Source organism: Wielerella bovis, from assembly GCF_022354465.1.
GTDB lineage: Bacteria > Pseudomonadota > Gammaproteobacteria > Burkholderiales > Neisseriaceae > Wielerella > Wielerella bovis.
In genome coordinates, this window is the sequence record NZ_CP092361.1 from 1,131,666 (window position 1) to 1,155,578 (window position 23,913).

Below are 23,913 nucleotides of genomic sequence, written 5' to 3' on the forward strand. Positions count from 1 at the left end.
AATTTATCCGATTTGCATTGACGATTGCTTACTGACTTTTTACAATAATGTTATATTATAACAATTTTGTAACTTGGTATAATGATTATGTCTCATCCTAAAATACTGTTTTTATCGGTGTGTCTCATTGGTTTTCATGCTGCTTATGCAGAATCTGTTACCAATCAGAACAATAATCCAATTAGGGAACAAACCTTGCCAGAAGTCATTGTAAGAGGTAAAAGTAATACTGCTTTACCCTTTAAACGCGGGCATAAAGCCAGTGATGTAGTGGTTAATGGTGCAGCATTTAAAACGCGTTCTGCTACTTTGGGTAACGCTTTGGCAGAAGAATTGGGCATACACAGCAATCCATTTGGTGGCGGTGCGAGTGCGCCAATTATTCGTGGACAAGAGGGCGCGCGCATTAAAATTTTGCAAAATGGCTCTGATGTGGTGGACATGTCTGCCATGTCGCCCGACCACGCTGTAGCGGCGGATACTCTGTTGGCACAACAAGTGGAAGTGGTACGTGGTACGCCCACTTTATTGTATTCCACCGCCTCGCCCGCAGGCGTGGTGAATGTGGTGGACAAGCGCATTCCCACGCAAATGCCCAAAAACAAAATAGAGGGCGAATGGGCGGCACGCTTGGATTCTGCTTCCAAAGAAAAAGCCATCAATTTGGGTTTGACTTTGGGTTTGGGTAATCACGTTGCCGTTCGTGCCGAAGGTTTGGTACGCCAATCGGATAATTATCGTGTCCCCGAAGTGAAATTGGGCGAAACGCTGAAATATTTGCCCGATACGCACAATAAATCGCGTGTCGGTACATTGGGGATTTCATGGGTGGGCGACAAGGGACATTTGGGTGTGTCCTACAGTCGCCGCCGCGACCACTACGGCATTCCAGGGCATAATCATCAATTGGACAATGGCTCGTTTCACGTTTTCAATACCGCCAAAGACCTATGGCAGCCTGAAAGAAAATATTTGTACGCCTATCCACATTTGATGACCGATATGGACATCAGCAATGATTTTCACGATGCCCACACAGGTACAGCGCACGCCCAAAATGGCAAACACAGCCATGATAATCCGTATGGACATCAACACGACCATAGCAGTCAAGGTCCTGTGATAGACATGATTAGCAAACGTTACGATGTGCGCGGCGAATGGCGACAACCATTCAAAGGCGTGGACAAACTGAAAATGAGTTTGGCGTGGGCAGATTATTACCACGATGAAAAAGACGATGGCAAAGCCCACTTTGACCACAACACCCCACAATCTCGCATTGAACACATTAAATGGGAACGCGAACGCAATAAAGGTCGTCCTAACTCATTTTTTGGCAACAAAGGTTTCAATAGTCGTTTGGAAGTCCATCATCAACCATTCAAAGGCTTAAATGGTTTATTGGGTGTGCAATATCAAACGCAAAAAAGTTATGCCACACGCCCTGCGCCCAATCCAAATGATTGCGAAGTGGTGCGCAATGAAAATGGCAATATTGAATACACTGACGATAAAAAACAAAAACCACGTCAGCGTTGCAACAGCTTCGGCGAAAAAGAGGTAAGCCAACGCCGTCCTTTGGTTCACAACACCAATAAGCAATTTGGCGTATTCGCTTTGGAACAATTCAAATGGCGCAATTGGACATTTGAAGGCGCAGCGCGTTGGGAAAAACAAAGCATTCCTATTCAATATGATATGGCAGCTTTGGAAAGCTACACACCGCCGAAAGCCCCCGACACGGCTATCCCCGATTTAAGCACTTATCGCCAAAAAGCCTTATCGTATTCGGGAACAGTATTGTGGGATTTCCACCCTGATTATCGTTTGTCGTTTACCGCATCGCACAATGAGCGTTTGCCCACGCCAGTGGAGTTGTATTATCACGGCAAACATTTGGCAACCAATTCTTTTGAATACGGCAACCGCGATTTACGCAAAGAAAGTTCCAATAATTATGAATTGGGCTTGCGCTACGCTGGCGAACGCTGGGACGCTAAAATCAGTGCCTACCAAAACCGTTTCAAAAATTATATTCACAATGAAACCATTTACCGTGAGGGCAATTTGTACATGCGCCGTTATTTGCAATCGCAAGCACGGTTTCATGGTTTAGAGGGCGAATTGGGTTTTCAAATCAATCCCAATCATAAAATTACAGTATTTGGTGATGTGGTGCGTGGTAAATTGTTCAGGCTGCCTGATATTTATGGCCCGCCGATTACCGAAGAATACGAATGCGTAGATGAGTGGGGCGATGAGGATATTTGCACTCGCATGTTGGGTTATGAAATGGTAAAACGTCCCGACCGCAATGCGGCGCGTGTTCCGCCCGCCCGTTTGGGTTTCCGCTTGAATAATCAATGGAATGAAAACTGGTCTTCTAATTTGTCTTATACGCATGTGTTTAAGCAAAAACGCACATCTGATTCATTCTATGTGAAGAAAAAATCGGAAGACGACCCGACCAATGTGTCAGGTAACTCATTGGATATTATCCCGATTCAAGAAGACGCGACCAAAGGTTATCATTTGTTGAACGCGGGCGTGAGTTACCACAAACATGCTGGCAAACTGGATTACACGCTGACTTTGCAAGCCAATAATTTATTGAATCAGAAGATTTATTCGCACACATCGTATCTGCCGTATGTGCCACAAATGGGGCGTAATGTGCAAATCGGTGTGAATGTGAATTTTTAATGAAAGATTGGAGCTAAATATAGTGAAGTAAAATAAGAAAGATGCAAGGCGCCCACGCCCGCCGTGTACAAATAGTACATAAGGGCGTGGGCAACGAAGCAGATTTCTTATTTTAATTTACTATATATAGTAGCGATGTCGTTCACAGTCGGATTCTTGAACCCGATAAATGTGTGAATTTTGATACGAATCTTTCCGTAGCATATAAAAGGCAGCCTGAAAACATATCTTTATATTTTCAGGCTGCCTTTTGCAATTATTTGAAATCAAAATATCATATTTAATAATTTTTTGTCTTGAGTTCGTTTTATTAAAAATTCTGTTGTGGTAAAACAACAAAAAATAATCCTTATTTGAACTAAATAATTTATTTTCAATAGGTTATATTTGATTAGAAGGAGTGAGGTGTTTGGAAAAATATGGTTTTTACAATAACATAGCTTTAATTATACTTTTCTTAACACTTCAACCCATCTGTCTTAATCAAGGAGCAAAATCATGACCCTCAAATTACTTTCTCGTGTGTGTGCTATAGCAATGTTAGCGTGCGCTGGAAATGCTTATGCAGAAGTCGCTTGTTCACACAGTTATGGTATTCAAACTTCGGTTAATGGTGTGGCAGGGCAAATGTATTGCAGTTCCAATGCCAATGATTTTATTGATTATGTGAAAAATTTGAAAAATACCCATGAAGATTATACAACTACATCGGCTGCGGATGTGGTTGGGCGATTTAATGATGTGGACATCACATTGTCCTATGATGCCAATTCCAATAAATTAACATTTAATGCGCCTGAAATTGGCGTGGAAGGTAAAACATTTGAGGGTGCAACACGGAGTAAATCGCAAGATGAGTTTGAGGACTGGTTGAAAAAAAGTGGTGTGATTGGTGAAATTTTGCGCTATCAAGCAAAACATTCGGCTACGAGTGCGATTACAGGGGCTGGCGGTTTAATGCCAACTTTATCTGAAACCGATTACAACACGGGTATGTCGGATACTTCTAATATCAGTAATGCAACGAATACGATTACCACCAATTCTGGTAATGTGTTGGGCATCGGGGCATCATTTGGCTCATACTCTGTTGATGGTAGTGCGGACAAAGTAGAAACCATGACGCTGCCATTGTCTTATACCAATAAATTAGATAAAAATCCCAATCATCAAATGATTTTTACTTTGCCTGTGAGCATGTATAAAGTCGGGAAATCCAAAGGTTATCATGTGGGTTTGGGTATGGCGTATCGCTATCCTGTTACCGAACGCTGGACATTGACTCCTGGTGTGCGTTATTCCATCACAGGTTCTGCTGATCGCGCGACAGTTGCATCGGTAATGAGCGGTACTTTGATGAGCACTTACACTTTGCCCGTGGTAAATGATAAATTGGATTTAACCATTGGTAATATGGTGGGCTATTACAAAACGGGTAAATTTAAAGCAGGCGATTATTCTTTTGACCCTAACATCAAACAAACTATGTTGCGCAATGGTTTAATGTTATCGCAACCAATTATGGTAAAAGGGAAAAAATTAGCGATTGAATACTCTGCCATTGATACGCGTTATGTAGGCAGCGAAAAACCGTTTATGAAAAATATGCAAGAATATGGTGTAACACTTGGTTTTCACCGTGATGCGGTGGCGGAAAATAGCAAATTGTCTGCTTTGCGCGCAGGGATAACTTATACCAATGCCAAAGGTGCTAATGGCGTAGGTTTTAATTTTGGTTATTGGTTCTAATTGATTGATAGCATTTCTGTAAAACAGAAATAGATTAGATATTAAATTCAATAATTTAACCTACTTATCTTTTCTGGCTGCCTTAAATGAATTTGTTGTGAAATAAAATTAGGCAGCCTGAAACCTTTGCAAAATCTAAAACGGTTAGGTCGGATTTTTGAATCCAATATTTTTCATATTTGATAAATATTTGTTTTTAAATTGAATTCACTATATTATTGTTGTTTCATCGTTAAAGGCAGCCTGAAAACACATTTAATTTGTTTTCAGGCTGCCTCATATTTATTTAATTACACTTACCCCTTGACGCGGTTTGCACACAAAAACTTCTTCGGTCAAACCTGTTCGCGCGTGATAATGTTTCGCCACATGCGCTTTCACATTTTCTACTTCTTCATGTGGAACAAGTGCCACAATGCAACCACCAAAACCACCGCCCGTCATGCGTACGCCACCGCGTTCGCCAATCACTTCGCCCACCAATTCCACCAAAGTATCCACCGCAGGATGCGTGATTTCAAATTCATCGCGCATACCGATATGGCTTTCCGCCATCAGCTTGCTCAATGCAGCGATGTCATTGCGTTTCATTGCGTCCGCCGCATCCAAAGTGCGTTGATTTTCCTGAACAATATAGCGACCACGTTTCGCTGCCAACGCATCTAAACCTGTTTTGCCCACATCAAATTGCGCCAAAGTAACATCGCGCAAGGCTTTCACGCCAAAATGTTTGGCAGCGGTTTCACATTGTTCACGGCGCGTATTGTATTCGCTGCCGACCAAGCCACGTTTGACATGGCTGTGAATAATCATAATGCTTAAACTATCAGGAATGCTGACGGTTTGGGCGGTCAATTCGCGGCAATCAATCAAGACTGCGTGTCCTTCTTCGCCGCGTGCGCTGGTTAATTGGTCCATAATGCCACAGTTGCAACCCACAAAACGATTTTCGGCAAATTGTCCCAACAGCGCAATTTCAGTTTCATCTATTGGTAGCGAAAATGCAGTTTGCAAGGCTTTACCCACGCCGACTTCTAATGCGGCAGATGAACTCAATCCCGCGCCTTGTGGCACATTGCCACTCACGGCAATATCCACGCCTTCAGGCAGCCTGAAACCATTGCGTTCTGCAAATGCCCAAATCACGCCGCGAATATAATTTGCCCATTGTTTATCGCTGTGGACAATGTCGCCGTGAATGCTAAATTCATCGCGTTCATTATAATCCGCAGCGAATACACGCACGGTGTCGCTGCCATTTTTGCCAATGGCGACATGGGTGGCAAAGTCAATCGCGCAGGGCAACACAAAACCATCGTTGTAATCGGTATGCTCGCCAATCAAATTGACCCGACCAGGGGCGCGAATTAAATGGTCGGCTTGTGCGTTAAATTGTTGCGTAAATAATTCAGTTAATGATTGAGACATAATGGTTTCCTTTGTTATTCAAAAAATTGGATTTTCAGGCTGCCTGAAAAATGATTTATTATATTTTCAGGCTGCTTTTTAAACATGTTAAATAAAAAGGCAGCCTGAAAAATTTATTGCTGTTTGTAATGAATATCCGACAACGCCGCCAAACGTTCCGCCGCCTGTTCCGCCGTCAAATCACGCTGCGTTTCCGCCAACATTTCGTAGCCCACCATAAATTTACGCACCGTTGCCGAGCGCAAAAGAGGCGGATAAAAATGTGCGTGTAATTGCCATTCTGGATGATTTTCACCATCAAACGGCGCACCGTGCCAGCCCATAGAATAAGGGAAACTGGTTTCAAATAAATTGTCATATTTGGTGGTTAATTGCTTCAAGGCTAACGCCAAATCCGCTCGTTGTGTGTCCGACAATGCCGTGATGCGTTGCACCGCCACTTTCGGCAACAGCAGAGTTTCAAATGGCCACGCCGCCCAATACGGCACAACCGCCAACCAAAATTCTGTTTCTACCACTATCCGCTCACGGCGCGATAATTCTTCTGCCACATAATCCGCCAACAATGCCCGACCATATTGGGCAAAATATTTTTGTTGCGCCATATGCGCTTTGGCAGGTAAATCAGGCAAAAAATCGCTCGCCCAAATCTGACCATGTGGATGCGGATTGGAACATCCCATTACTGCGCCTTTATTTTCAAAAATTTGTACCCATTGATATTGCTTGCCTAACTCGGTTGCTTGCGTTTGCCATGTTGCAATCACACGCTCAATTTCAGGCAGCGACAATTCAGGCAGCGTTTTACTATGGTCGGGCGAAAAACAAATCACACGACTGACACCGCGCACGCTTTCACTTTGAAAAAGTGGATTACTGTGGTCGCTGAATGCAGGTGTATCAGGTAATAGAGCAGAAAAATCGTTTGTAAAAACAAAAGGTTCAGTATAATTTGGATTGGTTTCGCCTGTAATGCGTTGATTATTGGGGCAAAGATAACAACTGGGGTCGTATGATGGTTTTTGTTCTATATCATTTTTCTCTTGCTGCCCCTGCCAAGGACGTTTGGCACGATGCGGAGAAACCAGAATCCATTGTTCTGTTAATGGATTGTAACGGCGATGTGGATGGTCGGTCGGCGAAAACATGGTTTTTTCCTTGTTCAGTTTTCTGTAATGAAATGAAACTAAAATAGACTATTTTAGTCTTTTCAGGCTGCCTGAAAAGAAAATTTTTATTTATTTATGTTAAGAACGTAATTTATTAGAAAGTTATGCAAATATGAAAATAAGAAAAATGGAAAAAATATAGCGTATTATTGTAAAAAATGAAGATATTTTTAAGAAATTTTATATTTAAATTCAAATATTTTATCTTTTAAAGGCCGGGATATGATTTACAAATAAATAAATTTATTTCAAACTTCGTACTAGCTGTAATTGTTTGTAATTTAAGTTTGTGTGTACGCGTTGTTGTTTTTTGTAAATTTACAACACTTCGCGTGCCCGTTCTAATTTTTCAGGAGATATTTCATGAAATTCCAAAAAACTTTGTTGGTTTCTGCAATGTTGTTGGGTCTTGCGGCATGCGGCGGTGAAAAAGCTGCAGCACCAGCAGCTTCTGGTGCAACGGGTGCCGCACCTGCTGGCGAGGTCGTTAAAGTCGGCGTAACCATTTACAAATACGATGATAACTTTATGTCTTTGATGCGCAAAGCATTGGAAAATGAGGCGGCTACACACAAGACAGCAGAATTGTTGTTAAATGATTCACAAAACAGCCAATCTACCCAAAATGACCAAGTAGATATTTTGATTTCCAAAGGCGTGAAAGTATTGGCAATTAACTTGGTTGACCCTTCTGCGGCACCGACTATTATCAGCAAAGCACAAGCGGCTGGTATTCCTGTGATTTTCTTTAACAAAGACCCTGGTGAAGAAGCGTTGAAAACTTACGACAAAGCATTCTTTGTGGGTACGAATCCACAACAATCTGGCGAAATTCAAGGACAATTAATTGGTGCAGGTTGGCAGGCCCATTCTGAATGGGATTTGAATAAAGACGGCGTGATTGATTATGTGCTGTTAAAAGGTGAGCCTGGTCATCCTGATGCGGAAGCACGTACCAAATTTGTGGTTGAAAAATTGACGGCTGATGGTTTGAAAGTAAATCAATTACAGCTAGATACAGGTATGTGGGATGCTGCTAAAGCCAAAGATATTATGCAAGCATGGTTAGCAGGTCCAACAGGTAAACAAATTGAAGTGGTCATTTCCAACAATGATGCGATGGCAATGGGTGCGGTAGAAGCCATGAAAGCACATGGTACCGTATTGCCAACATTTGGTGTAGATGCTTTGCCAGAAGCCTTGCAAATGGTTAAAGCTGATACTTTGGCTGGTACGGTATTGAATGATGGCGAAGGTCAAGCCAAAGCGGTTTATGCGTTGGCTGTGGATTTGGCAAATGGCAAAGACCCTAAACAAAATGCTGATTTGAAATTGGAAGCCAACAATAATATTCGTGTGCCATATGTGGGCGTGGATAAAAATAATCTGGCGCAATTCTTGAAAGAATAATGTAGCCAATGTTTTCAGGCTGCCTATTTGTAGTAAAAATAAATAAAAGGCAGCCTGAAAAATCGTCTGGCTGATGTTAGAAAGTCGCTTGTCGGCTATTTTCAGTAACCGACTGGAATTTTGTTTCTAGTCGGTTTTCGTACATAAAAGGAACAGAAAATGACCGCTTCACAACACACAGAACAAGAATCATCTGTTTTATTGACCATGACCGATGTTCACAAAGCCTTCCCTGGTGTGAAAGCGTTGGATGGCGTAAATTTAACCGTTAAATCGCATTCAGTTCATGCGTTAATGGGCGAAAATGGTGCGGGAAAATCTACTTTGCTTAAATGTTTATTTGGGATTTATGCCAAAGATTCAGGCAGCATTCAGTTTTTGGGTAAAGAAGTAGATTTTCAAACTACCAAAGAAGCTTTGGAAAATGGTATTTCTATGGTACATCAAGAGCTTAACTTGGTAAAACAACTCAGCGTTATGGATAATTTGTGGCTAGGACGTTACCCAAGAAAAGGCTTATTTGTTGACCACAAAAAAATGTACGCTGATACCAAAGCTATTTTTGATGAGCTGGATATTCATATTGACCCCAAAGAAAAAGTATCTAAATTATCCGTATCCGATATGCAAATGATTGAAATTGCAAAAGCATTTTCATACGATGCCAAAGTCGTGATTATGGACGAGCCAACATCTTCCTTATCAGAAAAAGAAGTGGCGCACTTGTTTACCATTATTGACAAACTCAAACAACGTGGCTGCGGCATCATTTATATTTCACACAAAATGGAAGAAATTTTCAAAATTTGTGATGAAATTACCATTTTGCGCGATGGCAAATGGATTGATACGGTTGAAGTTGCCAAAACCAATATGGATGAATTGGTTGCCAAAATGGTGGGGCGCAGCTTGACACAGCGTTTCCCTAAAAAAGACAACGTGCCACATGAAATTATTTTGGAGGTCAAAAATTTAACCGCGAAAAATCAACCTTCTATTCAAGATGTGAGTTTTGAATTGCGCAAAGGTGAAGTATTGGGCATCGGTGGTTTGGTTGGTGCAAAACGTACCGATATTGTGGAAACCTTGTTTGGCATTCGTGAAATGTTGAGTGGTGAAGTGATTGTGCATGGTAAACCTGTCAGCAATCCATCTCCTGTTGAAGCAATTAAAAATGGTTTTGCTTTGGTTACTGAAGAACGCCGTGCCACAGGGATTTTTGGTGGTTTGGACATCAGTTTCAATTCTCTGATTTCCAATATGCGTGGTTACGAAAAAATTGGTTTTTTGAGCAACAAAAAAATGAAAGATGACACGCAATGGGTCATTGATTCCATGCGTGTCAAAACACCCAGTCAGAAAACACGCATTGGGTCATTATCGGGTGGCAATCAACAGAAAGTGATTTTGGGACGTTGGTTGCTTACAGGACCTGAAATTTTGATGTTGGATGAGCCCACACGCGGTATTGATATTGGCGCAAAATTTGAAATTTATCAATTAATCATTGATTTGGCCAAGCGTGATAAAGCTGTGATTATGATTTCATCAGAAATGCCCGAATTGCTTGGTGTAACCGACCGAATTTTGGTAATGAGTGCAGGGCGCGTAGCAGGGATTGTGGAAACAGCTAAAACCACGCAAGAAGAAATTTTGCAATTATCGGCAAAATATTTATAAACACATTTTCAGGCTGCCTATCCAGCGAAATAAAGTAAGAACCTGTGTTCATAATCCTAATAGCTTGCTTTTATCGCCACTTCATGCGCCTACTGCGTTGGCTTTCCACGCCAATATTTCAATATTGGCATGAAAAGTCGCCTTGTATTCGCATGAATTGGCAATAAAATCAAACCATCAATCTTACGAACACAGGTTCTAAAAGGCAGCCTGAAAAACACAAAGTCTTTCAATTCAGAGGATTATAAAAATGGACGCAAAAACATCTCAAAAAATCGGCGACATACTGAAAAATTACGCGCTGTATTTTGTTTTACTCATGCTGTTGGTCATCATTGTTTCCAAAGATACCAGCTTTTTGAGTTTAACCAATTTCAGTAATATTTTAACCCAATCATCGGTGCGCGTGATTATTGCATTGGGCGTAGCGGGTTTGATTGTAACACAAGGCACCGACTTGTCGGTGGGTCGTCAAGTGGGTTTGGCAGCCGTGATTTCGGCAACTTTGCTGCAAGCCATGAGTAATGCCAACAAAGTTTTCCCTACTTTGGACGTTGTCCCCATTCCGTTGGTTATTCTACTGGTGTGTGCGATTGGCGCAGTGATTGGTTTGGTTAATGGCGTAATTGTAACCATATTGAACGTTACACCTTTCATCGCCACGTTGGGCATGATGTTGATTGTTTATGGGATTAACTCGCTGTATTACGATTATGTTGGTTCAGCGCCAATCGCAGGGTTTGATGCAGGTTATTCTGCATTTACGCAAGGATTCTTTGATTTAGGCGGTTTCCGATTATCATACATCACAATTTATGCTGCGATTGCAGTTGCCCTGATGTGGGTTTTATGGAACAAAACACGTTTTGGTAAAAATCTATTTGCCATTGGTGGTAATCCAGAAGCTGCACGCGTTTCAGGTGTCAATGTAACCCTCAATTTGCTTGGTATTTACACTTTATCAGGTGTTTTCTACGCATTTGGTGGTATGCTGGAGGCAGGACGCATCGGTTCGGCAACCAATAACTTGGGTTTTATGTACGAAATGGACGCGATTGCTGCTTGTGTGATTGGTGGCGTATCGTTTAGTGGTGGCGTGGGTTCGGTAATTGGCGTAGTAATGGGCGTGTTGATTTTCACGTTAATTAACTATGGTTTAAGCTACATCGGCGTGAGTCCTTACTGGCAATACATCATCAAGGGTAGCATCATCGTGATGGCAGTTGCGATTGACTCGCTGAAAAACGCGAAGAAAAAATAAACTATAGTCGTTTCAAATACAAATAGTACAGCGTTGCCAACGCCCTTATGTACTACTCGTACACGGCGGGCGTTGTCGCCTTGTCCTATTTTAATTTGAAACGACTATATTTTGATATTTTCAGGCTGCCTTTTATTAATTAGGCAGCCTGAAAATATTTTTTAACATAAAATAACAAAAAAATCTTTTCAGGCTGCCTGAAAGTGATTATAATCCGCGCCGTTTGTCTGAACGAAAGAGAAAAATGTCGCGTATCGTTGTAAATCACACATTAAAAAACGCATTTGGCAATAAATGCGCTGTTATTTCTTTTTCTTTTATTTCCTATTTTTTCTGAACCTGTTTTCTATTAAAAAACAGGTTTTTTTGCGCCCATTCATAATGAGAGGATAAAAAATGGCGAACCCGCTCTATAAAAAACATTTGATTTCCATTTCAGAACTCACACAAGAGGAATTGCAATTATTGTTGGATACCGCGTTGGCATTGAAAAAAAATCCACGCAGCGATTTACTGAAAGGCAAACTCATCGCATCGTGTTTTTATGAACCTTCCACGCGCACCCGTTTGTCTTTTGAAACCGCAGTTTTGCGTTTGGGTGGGCAACTGATTGGTTTTGCCGATGGCGGCAACACCAGCGCAAAAAAAGGCGAAACATTGGCAGATGCGGCTCGCGTGATTAGCGGCTATGTGGATGCGATTATCCAACGTCATTCGCAAGATGGCTCGGCACGCATTACCGCTGAATTTTCCAGCGTTCCCGTGATTAATGGTGGTGATGGCACCAATCAACACCCCAGTCAAACTTTATTGGATTTAGTAACCATTTATGAAACACAAGGCAGCCTGAAAAACCTAAAAATTGCCATGAGTGGTGATTTGAAATACGGTCGTACCGTACATTCTTTGGCGCAAGCATTAAAACGATTTGGCTGCGAATTTATGTTTGTCTCGCCATCAACATTAGCCATGCCTAAATACATTACCGATGAATTGGACGAAGCAGGGTGCAACTGGCAAATCAGCAACGATTTGCAACAAGCTGCTGAATGGGCAGATATTTTGTATATGACACGCGTACAACGTGAACGTTTTGATGCGGAAGAATTTGCCAAAATTCAAGGCAAATTTAATCTGAATGCCGCCATGCTGAAAAATGCCAAGCCCACCATGCGCGTGTTGCATCCCTTACCGCGCGTGGACGAAATCCACCCCGATGTAGATAAAACGCCACATGCTTATTATTTTGAACAAGCCACCAATGGCGTGTATGCGCGCATGTCTATTTTATCTTTGATTTTAAATGAAGAAATATAAGGAAACATGATGAAAAATACCAAAATGAGCGTTGAAGCCATTGAAAATGGCACGGTAATTGACCGCATTCCAGCAGGTTTGGGTTTGACGATTTTACGCCAATTCAAAATATTACATCATGGCGAAGCCGTAACCGTTGGTTTTAATTTACCCAGCCAAACACGCGGCAGCAAAGACATCATCAAAATCAGCGGCGTAACATTCAGCGAACACGATGCCAATCGTTTGGCACTGTTTGCGCCCGAAGCGGTGGTTAATCTGATTCAAGATTACCAAGTCGCCAAAAAAATGCACTTAACTTTGCCTGTAACCATCAGCGAGGTATTCCGTTGTCCTAATACCAACTGTGCTTCCCATTTTGAACCTGTGCGCAGTCGTTTTTATGTGAAACAACAAAATGGCGAAACCAAATTAAAATGTCATTTTTGCGAAAAAACATTTGACCGCAAATCAGTTGCCGAAGCGTGATATTGAATAAAAAATAAAGAAAAAAGGCAGCCTGAAACCTATTTTTTCAGGCTGCCTTGTTCATTTTGATACATTTTTATTCCCGTTTCAGGCTGCCTGAAAAATATAAATCCGTTATAATGCAGCGTTTTTTTCAAAAATAATTTCAATATAGGAATACATTAATGGCTTTCTTAAAAGGCAAAAAAATCCTGATTACAGGCATGATTTCAGACCGTTCCATTGCTTATGGCATTGCCAAAGCTTGTCATGAACAAGGTGCAGAATTAGCGTTCACTTATGTGGTAGATAAATTAGAAGAACGCGTACGCAAATTAGCAGCCGAATTTGGCTCAGAACTCGTGTTCCGCTGCGATGTACAAAGCGATGAAGAAATCGCGCAAACTTTTGCAGATTTGGGCAAACATTGGGACGGCTTGGACGGCTTGGTACACGCGATTGCATTTGCACCGAAAGAAGCATTGAGTGGTGACTTTTTGGACAGCATTTCTCGCGAAGCATTCAATACCGCACACGAAGTTTCCGCATACAGTTTGCCCGCATTGGCAAAAGCCGCGCGCCCAATGATGCAAGGTCGCAACGGCTCCATCGTGGCATTGAGCTATTTGGGTGCGGTGCGTGCGGTGCCAAATTACAATGTAATGGGCATGGCAAAAGCCAGCTTGGAAGCGGGCGTGCGTTTTACCGCGTCTTGCTTGGGCAAAGAAGGTATTCGCTGCAACGCGATTTCCGCAGGCCCAATTAAAACGTTGGCAGCTTCGGGCATTGCGGATTTCAGTAAACTGTTGAATCATGTTGCCGCACAAAATCCATTGCGTCGCAATGTAACCATTGAAGAAGTGGGTAACGCTGCCGCATTCTTGTTGTCGGATTTGGCTTCTGGCATCACAGGGGAAATCACTTATGTGGACGGCGGTTATAGCATCAATGCTTTGAATGATAGTGATGAAGCATAATTGATTCATGCAGCCTGAAAAATATATTTTTCAGGCTGCCTTTTGCTCATCAGGCAGCCTGAAATATTCATAAAATAAATAGGAGAGAAAATGTTGCAACTTGACCATGTACAAGCTGTTGCCTTTGATTTGGATGGTACACTTGTAGATTCCATTCCCGATTTAGCCGCTTCTGCCAATGCCATGCGCGTATCGCTGGGTATGAGTGAATTGCCAGCCGCTACCGTGCAAAGTTATGTCGGCGATGGCATCGGCATACTCGTGCATCGCACTTTAACCAACGACCGAAACGGTCAAGCCGACGAAACGTTGTGGCAACAAGGATTTACCGCATTTGTCAAACATTATGGTGCCAATATTGCCAACGCCACGCGTCCCTATCCACAAACCGAAGCAGGATTAGGCTTACTCAAAACTTTGGGGATTCCATTGGCAATCATTACCAATAAATCCGAAACATTAGCAGTTAAATTATTGAAAGATTTGGGTTTAGACCATTATTTCAGTATTGTTGTCGGGGGAGATACTTTGCCAGAACGCAAACCCAGTCCCGAACCTTTGCGTTATGTGGCAGATGTTTTAGGTGTTGCGTGTGAAAATATGTTGATGGTCGGCGATTCGCATAACGACATCATCGCTGCCAAAGCCGCAGGTTGTGTCGCGGTAGGCGTAACATTTGGTTATGGCGATATGCAAGAATTAAGCCTCGACCCAGCCACCAAAGCCGATTGGTTGATTGATTCGCTGCCTGAAATTTATGAAAAATTGCGTGTGCAGCAATCTGTTACCGATTAATGATTTGTTTTCAGGCTGCTTTTGTATTTGGATAATGAATACAGATTTAACACAAAAGGCAGCCTGAAAATATGTGCATCAATGATATTTCCCAAATTGAATTATCATATTGAAAGTAAATAATTTTCAGGCTGCATTTTTTAATTTACTATATCTGCAATCATCAAAATAATAGGCTTATGAAACCACAAAAATCCCTACGCGCCCGCGCGATGGACATTGTCTCGCGCCGCGAAGTCAGCCGCTTGGAATTGCAACGCAAACTCGCGCCTTATGCCGAAGATGCCGATGAATTAGAATCGGTGTTGAACGAATTTGCCGCGCAAAATTGGCAATCCGATGAACGCTATGTAGAAGCATTTATTAACAGCAAAAGCCGCAAACATGGCGCGATGCGTTTGAGACAAGAACTTGCCAGCAAAGGCGTGGACGAAGATTTGGTGTGCGAATATTTGCCTGATGAGGAAACCGAACGCGAAAATGCGGCACACGTTTTGCGCAAAAAATTCAAGCAGCCTGCGGCAGATTATGCGGAAAAACAAAAGCAAATCCGCTTTTTGCTGTATCGCGGCTTTGATATGGATACGATTCATGCGGTGATGAAAACCGCGTGGGACGAAGAAGAATAAGGTGGCACGGTCAGTTAAAATAAAAATACTGTGTTGCCAGCTTTGTCGCTTGGTCTTAATTTCTATTTTAAACGACTACGGTAAGGATTTTTTCATTATTTACGGTACAATTTTGTTTTTTAACAAATCCTGTCGGGCAAGCTACAGAAGAATGTTTCAGGCAGCCTGAAAGTTTAATAAAGAAAGATTTTTTGATGAAAAACAAACAACTTTTATCTCTTGGCTTGGTCTCCGTACTTATGCTTGCGGCTTGTTCGGATGGCAATCAAGCACAATCGGTTGAGCCAACGCAAAACCCACCAACAGCGCAAGCAACTGTGGAACAAACACCTGAACCCAAGAATTGGGTTTTTCCATATGAGCAAATGCAAGGTTCACCGTTTTATATTCGTTGCAAGAAAATGGTGAGGCGCATTTTGGAGAATACTGCACCACCTGAAAACGATGTGCTGGTAGAAGCAAAAGAAACATGTCGCAAAGGCGTGGCAAAAGATCCCGATAGCCGAAAATTGGTTCAATATAGCAAAGTGTTAGCGCATATTGACGAACATTTTATGCCCCTAGAACAGCGTGTGGCGAAATGGCAAGCGGCAGCCAAAAAAGGCAATGTCCATGCACAATACAGTTTGGGCGTGGCGTATTCGCTTGGCGATGGTGTGCCGAAAGACATGAATAAAGCGATTGAATTATTTAAGAAAGCAGCAAAAAAGTCGGATGTGGACGCGGCATTCAATTTGGGTGTGATTTATATGACAGGCGATGGTGTGCCTGTGGACAATCAACAGGCAAAAACCTATTTTGAGCAAGCAGCGGCTAAAAATGACGAACGCGCCATGGCGGCTTTGGGGCAGTTGTATGAACTTGGCAAGCTGGGTGCGCCAGATGATAAAAAAGCCTTTGAATATTATCAAAATTCTGCTTTTTTAGGCGATGCAGATGCGCTGTTCAATGCGGGTATTTTTTATTATGAAGGCAAGGGAACAGATAAGGATTTGAGCCTTGCGTTGGCATGTTTTGAAAAATCGGCATATCAAGGTCATGAAAAAGCGAAAATGGTGCTGGACGGTTTAGCAAAAGGACAGCAGATTCGGTTTAATGATGTGAAATCATGATGAATGGCTTTCAGGCAGCCTGAAAATAAAAAATCCCTGTTTTTCAGGGATTTTTTTTGGTTTTTGCGGTACAATTTTATTTTTTAAACACAATCCTGTCGCCAAAGCCACAGAAGAATGTTTCAGGCAGCCTGAAAACATTATGGAGTAACTCAAATGAGCAAAAACAATCAACCCCAATCCAAACGCCAATTCCGCGATGGCATCAGCCAAAAACCGAAATCCGCGCCCAAATCCACAAAATCCACCAAAAAGCCCGTTTCAGGCAGCCTGAAACGCCAAAATCCACAAGAAAACGAATGGGAAACGCAAAAACCGCGTTCGCAACGTGGCACAGCTCGCCATGAAAACCGCGAAAATCGCCCCATTTCCGAACCCAAAGAATACGCCAAAGCCCCCAAACAACGCGCGTCCAAAGCCAAAAAATTGGTGGTACGCGCCCCCAATCAGAAAATTCAAGAGCGTGTGCAAGAATTGCGTGAAAAACGTACCGATTTGTCGCGCATTGAGCCTGAGCGTTTGCAAAAGGTATTGGCGGCGAGCGGTGTCGGTTCACGCCGTGAAATGGAAGAGTGGATTGGCAATGGCTGGGTGTTGGTAAACGGCAAAGTGGCGAATTTGGGCGATAAAGTTTCGCCCGATGACCAAGTTACCGTAAAAGGCAACGCGATTAAATTGAAATGGGCTGACCGTTTGCCACGCATTATTTTGTATTACAAGCAAGAAGGCGAAATCGTGTCGCGCGATGACCCGCAAGGGCGCGTGTCCATTTTTGACCGTTTGCCGCAAGCCGCCAGCAGCCGTTGGGTGGCGATTGGGCGTTTGGACATCAATACGAGTGGTTTGTTGATTTTGACCACTTCGGGCGAATTGGTGCAGCGTTTTGCCCACCCAAGCTTTGAAGTGGAACGCGAATATGCCGTGCGCGTGTTGGGCGAATTGTCGCAAGAGCAAATGGCCATGCTGACCACAGATGGCGTGATGTTGGAAGATGGCTTGGCGCGTGTGGAACGCATCTACGAACAAGGCGGCGAAGGTGTGAACAAATGGTACAACGTCATCATCAAGGAAGGACGAAACCGCGAAGTACGCCGCATTTTTGAAGCATTGGGTTGCACGGTAAGCCGTTTGGTGCGTGTGGGCTTTGGACCGATTGGCTTACCCAATCGTTTGAAACGTGGGCAATTTTATGAACTGAATCTTGCTGAAGTCGCTAATATTATGAAATGGGCAGATATGCTTTTACCAAGGGAACGTCGCCGTCGTAAATAAGATAGGCAGCCTGAAAACATACAGAAAGAAAAAACATGAACCGCAGACAATTTCTTGTTCTTTCCGCTGCTTTACTCGCTAGTGCGTGCTACAAAGGCAGCAAACGCAATAGCAAATTAGCACGCGATAGCACTGTATTGTGTTTAGGCGATTCGCTTACTGCAGGATATGGTGCAGCCAAAGGCGAAGATTACCCCACGCAACTGGCGGACATTACAGGTTGGAAAGTCATTAATGGTGGGGTATCGGGCGATACCAGCGAACAGGCATTGGGACGTTTACCACCTTTAATGGCACAAGAACCCAAGTTGGTCATTGTTAGCATTGGTGGCAATGATTTTTTGCAAAGGCAGCCTGAAAGCAGTACGCGTGTCAATATTGGTAAAATTTTAGATATTATCCAATCTGCCAATATTCCAGTTGTTTTGGTCGCCATTCCATATTTCACCACAGGTGCATTAATTGGGCGTGTTAGTGAACATCCTTTGTATGATGATATTGCCGCACAACATCGCATTCCTTTACTTAAAGGTGCATGGGCAGATATTTTGGGGGACAAAAAATTAAAATCCGATACGGTACATGCTAATGCCACAGGGTATCGTCAATTTGCCGAAGAGTTAGCTGATTTTTTGGCAGATGAAGGATTTCGTTAAAATCATCAATTAAAAGGCAGCCTGAAAAATACAAAAAATATTTTTCAGGCTGCCTTTGTATATTTATCGTGATTTATTTAACCCAATCTTTCCACGCACCATAACCCTGTTCATCCATTTCATCTAGTGGCACAAAGCGCAAACTCGCACCATTGATGCAATAACGCAAACCACCCAATTCACGCGGCGCATCAGGGAAAACGTGTCCCAAATGCGAATCTGCCTGCCGACTACGCACTTCTACACGAACCATATTATGGCTACTGTCATGATGATTGGTAATCGCCACACTGCTAATTGGACGACAAAAACTTGGCCAGCCACAACCCGAATCAAATTTATCTGATGACGAAAATAAAGGCTCACCACTGACTACGTCCACATAAATTCCCGCATCGAACAAATAGTCATATTCATGGCTAAACGGTCGTTCCGTACCATTTTCTTGGGTAACATAATATTGTTCAGGTGTGAGCATTTCGCGTAATTGCACATGGTCAGGTTTAGTAAAGCAGCCTGAAAGTGGTACTTTTGCCAAAGACAAATCAATATGGCAATAACCATTTGGGTTTTTATCCAAATAATCTTGATGATAATCTTCCGCAACATAAAAATGTTGTAAAGGTGCAACTTCTACCACAATCGCTTGCTCATAAAATGCTTGTTCACGCGCAATAGCCATTTCAGCAGCAGCACGTTGTTCAGGCTGCGTATAATAAATCCCCGTACGATATTGTGTCCCAACATCGTTACCTTGACGATTGAAGCTAGTTGGATCAATCACACGAAAAAAATGGCGCAGCAAATCATCTAAACTAATTTGTTCTGCATCATATTCCACACAAACTGTTTCCGCATGTCCCGTATCTCGATGACAAACATCTTCATACGTTGGATGCTCTGTACGACCATTAGCATAGCCCGAAACCACGCTTAACACGCCCTGTATGCGTTGAAAATAAGCTTCCAAGCCCCAAAAACAACCACCTGCTAAATAAATCATTTGTTTATTCATATTTTCCTCTCTATAAATTAATTTTCTTTTAATAAAAATCATGTAGTTAGATAATTTATTATTAATAATAACAATTATCATTTGCAAAGTTTATCAGATATGTGTATTATTCGTTTTGCCAACTGCATGACAGCAAATTGTTGCAATGCATGCAGATATTTTGGTAGTGGTTTGTGTTCCTTTTGCGTCTCGTGTTGCTATAACACGAGACGATTTTTTATTAAGTAAAATAAAATTTTTCAGGCTGCCTTATTGAATAAAGGCAGCCTGAAAATAATCCGAAAGGGTAGGGGATTAATAACGGAAATTATTTTTTCGGCGTTGTGCCAAAGATGCCTCCATCCAATTTCCCTTATTTACAGGACGTTTACGACATTCAATTTGAATATCCGTTTCTACTTTGCAGCAGCACGGCAAAATCTCATTTTCAGCAACCACTGCTATATGCGGTTCTGGATAAGAGACTTTTCCTGATAAAATTTTAGTGCGACAAGTTCCACAATAACCACTTCTACATTGATATTCCACTTGATAACCTGTTCGCTCTAAGCCTTGCAATAAAGTTTCGTGTGCAAATGATTCAAATGAACCATCTAATGTTGTTACTTTTGGCATGATATTCAGCTCCTCTCTACTAGTACGGCATACGGCATGCAAACCTGAAACAGCGTTCAGGCTGCTTTTTAGAATCTGTGTTTATAAAATTACTGATTGATTTTTATCAAAATTAAAAATACAGATCCTTATAATTTACAATTCAAAATGTTCTAAATCTTCAGTACTAACTTCCGCATCAATTTGACCAATCAAATAAGATGAAATTTCCACTTCCTGTGGCGCAACTTGTACATTATCCGATGATAACCAAGCATTTATCCAAGGAATAGGATTATGTGTAGCATTAGGAAATGCTTGTGGTAGATTCACAGCCATCATACGATGATTGGTAATATATTCTACATATTGGCATAAAATATCTTTATTCAAGCCTATCATGGAACCATCTTTGAATAAATAAGAAGCCCATTCTTTTTCTTGTTCTGCTGCTTTTTTAAATAATTCACAACATTCCTCATGCAATTCATCCGCAATTTCTGCCATTTCAGGGTCATCGCTTCCCGAACGCATCAAGTTTAAGATATGTTGAGTACTATTCAAATGCAATGCTTCATCACGAGCAATTAATTTAATAATTTTTGCATTACCTTCCATCAATTCACGTTCAGCAAAAGCAAAAGAACATGCAAATGATACATAAAAACGAATGGCTTCCAGTACATTCACACACATCAAACATAAATACAGTTTTTTCTTCAATTCTCGTTGTGAAATAAGTATTTTTTTACCATTAATGATGTGCGCACCTTCACCTAACAGATTGAAATATTGTGTATATTCAATTAAATCATCATAATAGCACGCAATATCCTCCGCACGCGCAATAATGTATTTATTCTGCACAATATCATCAAACACGACCGAAGGGTCATTAACAATATTGCGAATAATATGTGTGTAACTACGCGAGTGAATGGTTTCAAAAAAAGACCACGTTTCAATCCAAGTTTCCAATTCTGGTAACGAAACCAAAGGTAATAAAGCTACATTTGGGCTACGTCCTTGAATACTATCCAGCAAGGTCTGATATTTTAAATTACTGATGAAAATATGTTTTTCATGTTCTGGCAAATTTGCATAGTCAATGCGGTCGCGTGATAAATTAACTTCTTCTGGGCGCCAAAAAAAAGAGATTTGTTTCTCAATCAGTTTTTCAAAAACTTCATAACGTTGTTGGTCATAACGTGCAATATTAACAGGCTGCCCCAAAAACATGGGTTCAAGTAAAGCATTATTAGGAGTTTTACTGAATGTACTGTAATACATATTCAAGTGTTCGCAAGGCATAGGTTTTTCTCGAAAAATGGAAATTAGGCGTATTGTAAAACAAGCACGATATAAAGGGAAAGAGTACAAATAATATACCAATTAGGGGCATTGTTTTATGTATACTTAATTAATTTAACATAATATTTATTATTGGAACTAGCAAAATTTTGTGGTATCGTAGTAAATGCATAGACGACATGAGTGACAATACGCCATTCACTCATGCCGTACTATAATTATTCATTATTTACGTTCAGGAATATTTGCTAATATTTTCAGCAATAATGCAAAATTGCTTTGCACGCTTTCAATTTCTACATGTTCAGTTGGCGAATGAGCGTTGAAAATATTTGGGCCAAACGAAACCATATCGGTATGTGGTGCTTTGGCACGCAAATAGCCACATTCTAAACCAGCATGAATGACTTGCACTAATGGTTCTTTGCCAAAATGTTCTGCCATGATATTTTGTACTAAACCCAATAATGGAGAATGGGGATTTGGCAACCAACCTGGATAATCGTCTAATACACTCATATTCATATTTGCTAACTGTGCTAATGCAGCTAATCGTTGCACAAAGGCTTCTTTTTGAGTTTGTCCCAATGAACGTGCTAATGATTGCAATGTGAATTGACCTTCTTTCAGCAAAATAATACCAGCATTAATAGAAGTTTCTACTACACCAGCAAAACTATCACTCATACGTGCAACACCATTTGGAAAACTCATCACAAAATTTAAAATGCGATGTGTATCGGTATGTGATAGAGCTGTAACATTTGTATTTTTATGTGTGATACATTCTACTTGTAGATTATTTTCTACAAATTGCAATTCTGATTGGATAATTTTGGTTAATTTTTCAATTTCAGCAGTAATAATTCGAATATCTCCTACAATGGTTGCTTCAGCACTTCTAGGAATTGCATTGATAGCGGTTCCTCCATTGAAAGAGACAAGATTAATAGGTGAAACAGAATGGGAATGCGCCAGTAAACGAGTCAATAACAAATTGGCATTACCGCGATATTTATGAATATCTATACCAGAATGCCCACCATGTAAACCAAATACTTTTATTGTTAATGTTGTAGCGGTTTGTTTCTGTGTTGTATAGTATTGATTAAATTCAACTTCGCTACCACCTGCACAACCGATAAATAATTGTGCATCATCTTCAGAATCTAAATTCAATAAATAAGGTACGCCGTTAAACCATTCAGGATTTAATGCTTTCGCACCACCCATACTGGTTTCTTCTTCTGTAGTAACGATGATATGCAATTCAGGATGTGCAATATTATGACTGAATGCCACTGCTAAAGCCATTGCTAAACCAATACCATTATCTGCGCCCAAAGTGGTGCGGTCAGCATATACAAAACGGTTGTCCTTGATTATGGTTTGAATTGGGTCAGTTAAAAAATTATGAGTGGAATCATCAGTTTTTTGTGAGACCATATCACAATGTGCTTGCAATGCCACTGCTGCACGACTCTCCATACCTTGAGTAGCTGGTTTAATAATGCGCAGATTGCCTTTGCTATCTTTCTCGGCACGTAAACCATATTGTACGCCATCGGTCTGAACTCGTTTGAGCAAATAATCAATCAATGCCGTTTCATGATAACTTGGATGAGGAATAGCACAAATTTTTGCAAACCATTGCCATACAGTTTGTGGATTCAGTTGAGTTATATCATTCATTTTGCTTCACCTTTAACAGAAAATAATATTATAAAATATGAAGCATAATTTTCTTTGATATAAAGCATGTACGACAAAGAAAGCAGCCTGAAAAATATTTTTCAGGCTGCCTTTTAATCAATTTTAATATATTCCACCACTAAAATATCAATTTGCTCTCGACCATCAGGTGTATTCAGCCATACCGTATCTCCTTCCCGAGCCTTAATCAACGCACGCGCCAAAGGCGATTTCCATGAAATTTTATGCTGCGCCATATCAATTTCATCTTCGCCAACAATTTTTATCGTTTGCTCCACGCCTGTACCACGTTCAATCGTAACCGTAGCCGAAAAAAAGATTTGGTCAGTCGCCTCACGCTGTTCAGGGTCAATGACCACAGCACCTTCCAAACGCTTGGTTAGAAAACGAATACGACGGTCAATTTCACGCATCCGCCTCTTGCCATACAAATAATCGCCATTTTCGCTGCGGTCGCCATTGCTCGCCGCCCAATTCACAATCTGCACAATTTCAGGACGTTCCTTGTGAACCAATTGATACAATTCATTTTGTAATGCCATATGACCAGCAGGTGTCATATAATTTGGTTGATTATCAGCCATCACACACTCTCAATAAATAAAAAACAATTTTATATTAAACTGTACATCATCGCACCCTTTTCAGGCTGCATTAATTTAAAAACAAGGC

At 41.3% G+C, this 23,913-nt stretch carries 19 protein-coding genes and 1 pseudogene; 13 read left to right on the forward strand and 7 right to left on the reverse strand.

Annotation, left to right across the window (positions count from 1 at the left end; genetic code table 11):
- Positions 1 to 87: 87 nt before the first annotated feature.
- Together MIS45_RS05615 and MIS45_RS05620 are read left to right on the forward strand one after the other, a co-directional pair.
- Positions 88 to 2,706: a TonB-dependent receptor gene (locus MIS45_RS05615; protein WP_249451304.1), complete on the forward strand. Its 2,619-nt coding sequence runs from the start codon at positions 88 to 90 to the stop codon at positions 2,704 to 2,706.
- 498 nt (positions 2,707 to 3,204) lie between these two features.
- Positions 3,205 to 4,455 carry a hypothetical protein gene (locus MIS45_RS05620; protein WP_249451305.1) on the forward strand — a complete coding sequence of 417 codons (1,251 nt, stop codon included), beginning with the start codon at positions 3,205 to 3,207 and terminating at the stop codon, positions 4,453 to 4,455.
- A gap of 282 nt (positions 4,456 to 4,737) precedes the next feature.
- Here MIS45_RS05620 and galK read toward each other — a convergent pair whose 3' ends face one another.
- A complete protein-coding gene (gene galK, locus MIS45_RS05625) occupies positions 4,738 to 5,883 on the reverse strand; it encodes a galactokinase (RefSeq protein ID WP_249451306.1) in 1,146 nt (381 codons plus the stop codon).
- Positions 5,884 to 5,996: 113 nt separating this feature from the next.
- Complete coding sequence (galT, locus tag MIS45_RS05630; RefSeq protein WP_249451307.1) at positions 5,997 to 7,031, reverse strand: galactose-1-phosphate uridylyltransferase; 1,035 nt, start codon at positions 7,029 to 7,031, stop codon at positions 5,997 to 5,999.
- Between the two features lie 384 nt (positions 7,032 to 7,415).
- On the opposite strand from galT, the gene mglB reads away from it, so the two are divergent.
- From mglB to MIS45_RS05685, 11 genes are all read left to right on the forward strand, one after another.
- Positions 7,416 to 8,462: a galactose/glucose ABC transporter substrate-binding protein MglB gene (mglB, locus tag MIS45_RS05635; protein ID WP_249451308.1), complete on the forward strand. Its 1,047-nt coding sequence runs from the start codon at positions 7,416 to 7,418 to the stop codon at positions 8,460 to 8,462.
- Between the two features lie 159 nt (positions 8,463 to 8,621).
- Complete coding sequence (gene mglA / locus MIS45_RS05640; RefSeq protein ID WP_249441811.1) at positions 8,622 to 10,142, forward strand: galactose/methyl galactoside ABC transporter ATP-binding protein MglA; 1,521 nt, start codon at positions 8,622 to 8,624, stop codon at positions 10,140 to 10,142.
- 250 nt (positions 10,143 to 10,392) lie between these two features.
- Positions 10,393 to 11,403, forward strand: a complete 1,011-nt coding sequence (mglC, locus tag MIS45_RS05645; RefSeq protein WP_249451309.1) for a galactose/methyl galactoside ABC transporter permease MglC — start codon at positions 10,393 to 10,395, stop codon at positions 11,401 to 11,403.
- A gap of 396 nt (positions 11,404 to 11,799) precedes the next feature.
- Complete coding sequence (pyrB, locus tag MIS45_RS05650; RefSeq protein ID WP_249445042.1) at positions 11,800 to 12,720, forward strand: aspartate carbamoyltransferase; 921 nt, start codon at positions 11,800 to 11,802, stop codon at positions 12,718 to 12,720.
- A gap of 9 nt (positions 12,721 to 12,729) precedes the next feature.
- Positions 12,730 to 13,188 (forward strand): aspartate carbamoyltransferase regulatory subunit, encoded by a 459-nt coding sequence (gene pyrI, locus MIS45_RS05655; RefSeq protein WP_249451345.1) that lies wholly within the window; start codon positions 12,730 to 12,732, stop codon positions 13,186 to 13,188.
- 164 nt (positions 13,189 to 13,352) lie between these two features.
- The gene (gene fabI, locus MIS45_RS05660; RefSeq protein WP_249446224.1) at positions 13,353 to 14,144 is read left to right on the forward strand and encodes an enoyl-ACP reductase FabI; all 792 of its coding nucleotides are present in this window, start codon (positions 13,353 to 13,355) and stop codon (positions 14,142 to 14,144) included.
- Positions 14,145 to 14,234: 90 nt separating this feature from the next.
- Complete coding sequence (locus tag MIS45_RS05665) at positions 14,235 to 14,939, forward strand: phosphoglycolate phosphatase (RefSeq protein ID WP_249451310.1); 705 nt, start codon at positions 14,235 to 14,237, stop codon at positions 14,937 to 14,939.
- 179 nt (positions 14,940 to 15,118) lie between these two features.
- Positions 15,119 to 15,568: a recombination regulator RecX gene (gene recX / locus MIS45_RS05670; protein WP_249441817.1), complete on the forward strand. Its 450-nt coding sequence runs from the start codon at positions 15,119 to 15,121 to the stop codon at positions 15,566 to 15,568.
- Between the two features lie 194 nt (positions 15,569 to 15,762).
- On the forward strand, positions 15,763 to 16,680 hold the full coding sequence (locus MIS45_RS05675) for a tetratricopeptide repeat protein (RefSeq protein ID WP_249449816.1): 918 nt from the start codon (positions 15,763 to 15,765) through the stop codon (positions 16,678 to 16,680).
- 156 nt (positions 16,681 to 16,836) lie between these two features.
- A complete protein-coding gene (locus MIS45_RS05680; RefSeq protein ID WP_249449817.1) occupies positions 16,837 to 17,952 on the forward strand; it encodes a pseudouridine synthase in 1,116 nt (371 codons plus the stop codon).
- Positions 17,953 to 17,987: 35 nt separating this feature from the next.
- Positions 17,988 to 18,608 carry a GDSL-type esterase/lipase family protein gene (locus MIS45_RS05685; protein WP_249449818.1) on the forward strand — a complete coding sequence of 207 codons (621 nt, stop codon included), beginning with the start codon at positions 17,988 to 17,990 and terminating at the stop codon, positions 18,606 to 18,608.
- A gap of 73 nt (positions 18,609 to 18,681) precedes the next feature.
- On the opposite strand, the pseudogene msrA reads toward MIS45_RS05685, so the two are convergent.
- The 5 genes and pseudogenes from msrA to greB all read right to left on the reverse strand — a co-directional run.
- Positions 18,682 to 19,623 (reverse strand): annotated as a pseudogene (gene msrA / locus MIS45_RS05690) (peptide-methionine (S)-S-oxide reductase MsrA); the annotation flags it as partial.
- Between the two features lie 294 nt (positions 19,624 to 19,917).
- A complete protein-coding gene (yfaE, locus tag MIS45_RS05695; protein WP_249449819.1) occupies positions 19,918 to 20,238 on the reverse strand; it encodes a class I ribonucleotide reductase maintenance protein YfaE in 321 nt (106 codons plus the stop codon).
- Between the two features lie 135 nt (positions 20,239 to 20,373).
- A complete protein-coding gene (gene nrdB, locus MIS45_RS05700; protein ID WP_249449600.1) occupies positions 20,374 to 21,507 on the reverse strand; it encodes a class Ia ribonucleoside-diphosphate reductase subunit beta in 1,134 nt (377 codons plus the stop codon).
- 246 nt (positions 21,508 to 21,753) lie between these two features.
- A complete protein-coding gene (gene pepD, locus MIS45_RS05705) occupies positions 21,754 to 23,220 on the reverse strand; it encodes a beta-Ala-His dipeptidase (protein WP_249446215.1) in 1,467 nt (488 codons plus the stop codon).
- Between the two features lie 113 nt (positions 23,221 to 23,333).
- A complete protein-coding gene (gene greB / locus MIS45_RS05710) occupies positions 23,334 to 23,825 on the reverse strand; it encodes a transcription elongation factor GreB (RefSeq protein ID WP_249446214.1) in 492 nt (163 codons plus the stop codon).
- Positions 23,826 to 23,913: the final 88 nt, after the last annotated feature.

Excerpts from the sequence above, each read along its gene's own strand:
- mglB (WP_249451308.1), top strand. The coding sequence starts at position 7,416 with ATGAAATTCCAAAAAACTTTGTTGGTTTCTGCAATGTTGTTGGGTCTT.
- pepD (WP_249446215.1), bottom strand. The coding sequence starts at position 23,220 with ATGAATGATATAACTCAACTGAATCCACAAACTGTATGGCAATGGTTT.
- pyrI (WP_249451345.1), top strand. The coding sequence starts at position 12,730 with ATGAAAAATACCAAAATGAGCGTTGAAGCCATTGAAAATGGCACGGTA.
- yfaE (WP_249449819.1), bottom strand. The coding sequence starts at position 20,238 with ATGCCAAAAGTAACAACATTAGATGGTTCATTTGAATCATTTGCACAC.
- greB (WP_249446214.1), bottom strand. The coding sequence starts at position 23,825 with ATGGCTGATAATCAACCAAATTATATGACACCTGCTGGTCATATGGCA.
- MIS45_RS05665 (WP_249451310.1), top strand. The coding sequence starts at position 14,235 with ATGTTGCAACTTGACCATGTACAAGCTGTTGCCTTTGATTTGGATGGT.
- mglC (WP_249451309.1), top strand. The coding sequence starts at position 10,393 with ATGGACGCAAAAACATCTCAAAAAATCGGCGACATACTGAAAAATTAC.
- mglA (WP_249441811.1), top strand. The coding sequence starts at position 8,622 with ATGACCGCTTCACAACACACAGAACAAGAATCATCTGTTTTATTGACC.
- recX (WP_249441817.1), top strand. The coding sequence starts at position 15,119 with ATGAAACCACAAAAATCCCTACGCGCCCGCGCGATGGACATTGTCTCG.
- MIS45_RS05685 (WP_249449818.1), top strand. The coding sequence starts at position 17,988 with ATGAACCGCAGACAATTTCTTGTTCTTTCCGCTGCTTTACTCGCTAGT.
- galK (WP_249451306.1), bottom strand. The coding sequence starts at position 5,883 with ATGTCTCAATCATTAACTGAATTATTTACGCAACAATTTAACGCACAA.
- nrdB (WP_249449600.1), bottom strand. The coding sequence starts at position 21,507 with ATGTATTACAGTACATTCAGTAAAACTCCTAATAATGCTTTACTTGAA.
- MIS45_RS05680 (WP_249449817.1), top strand. The coding sequence starts at position 16,837 with ATGAGCAAAAACAATCAACCCCAATCCAAACGCCAATTCCGCGATGGC.
- galT (WP_249451307.1), bottom strand. The coding sequence starts at position 7,031 with ATGTTTTCGCCGACCGACCATCCACATCGCCGTTACAATCCATTAACA.
- MIS45_RS05615 (WP_249451304.1), top strand. The coding sequence starts at position 88 with ATGTCTCATCCTAAAATACTGTTTTTATCGGTGTGTCTCATTGGTTTT.
- MIS45_RS05675 (WP_249449816.1), top strand. The coding sequence starts at position 15,763 with ATGAAAAACAAACAACTTTTATCTCTTGGCTTGGTCTCCGTACTTATG.
- fabI (WP_249446224.1), top strand. The coding sequence starts at position 13,353 with ATGGCTTTCTTAAAAGGCAAAAAAATCCTGATTACAGGCATGATTTCA.
- pyrB (WP_249445042.1), top strand. The coding sequence starts at position 11,800 with ATGGCGAACCCGCTCTATAAAAAACATTTGATTTCCATTTCAGAACTC.
- MIS45_RS05620 (WP_249451305.1), top strand. The coding sequence starts at position 3,205 with ATGACCCTCAAATTACTTTCTCGTGTGTGTGCTATAGCAATGTTAGCG.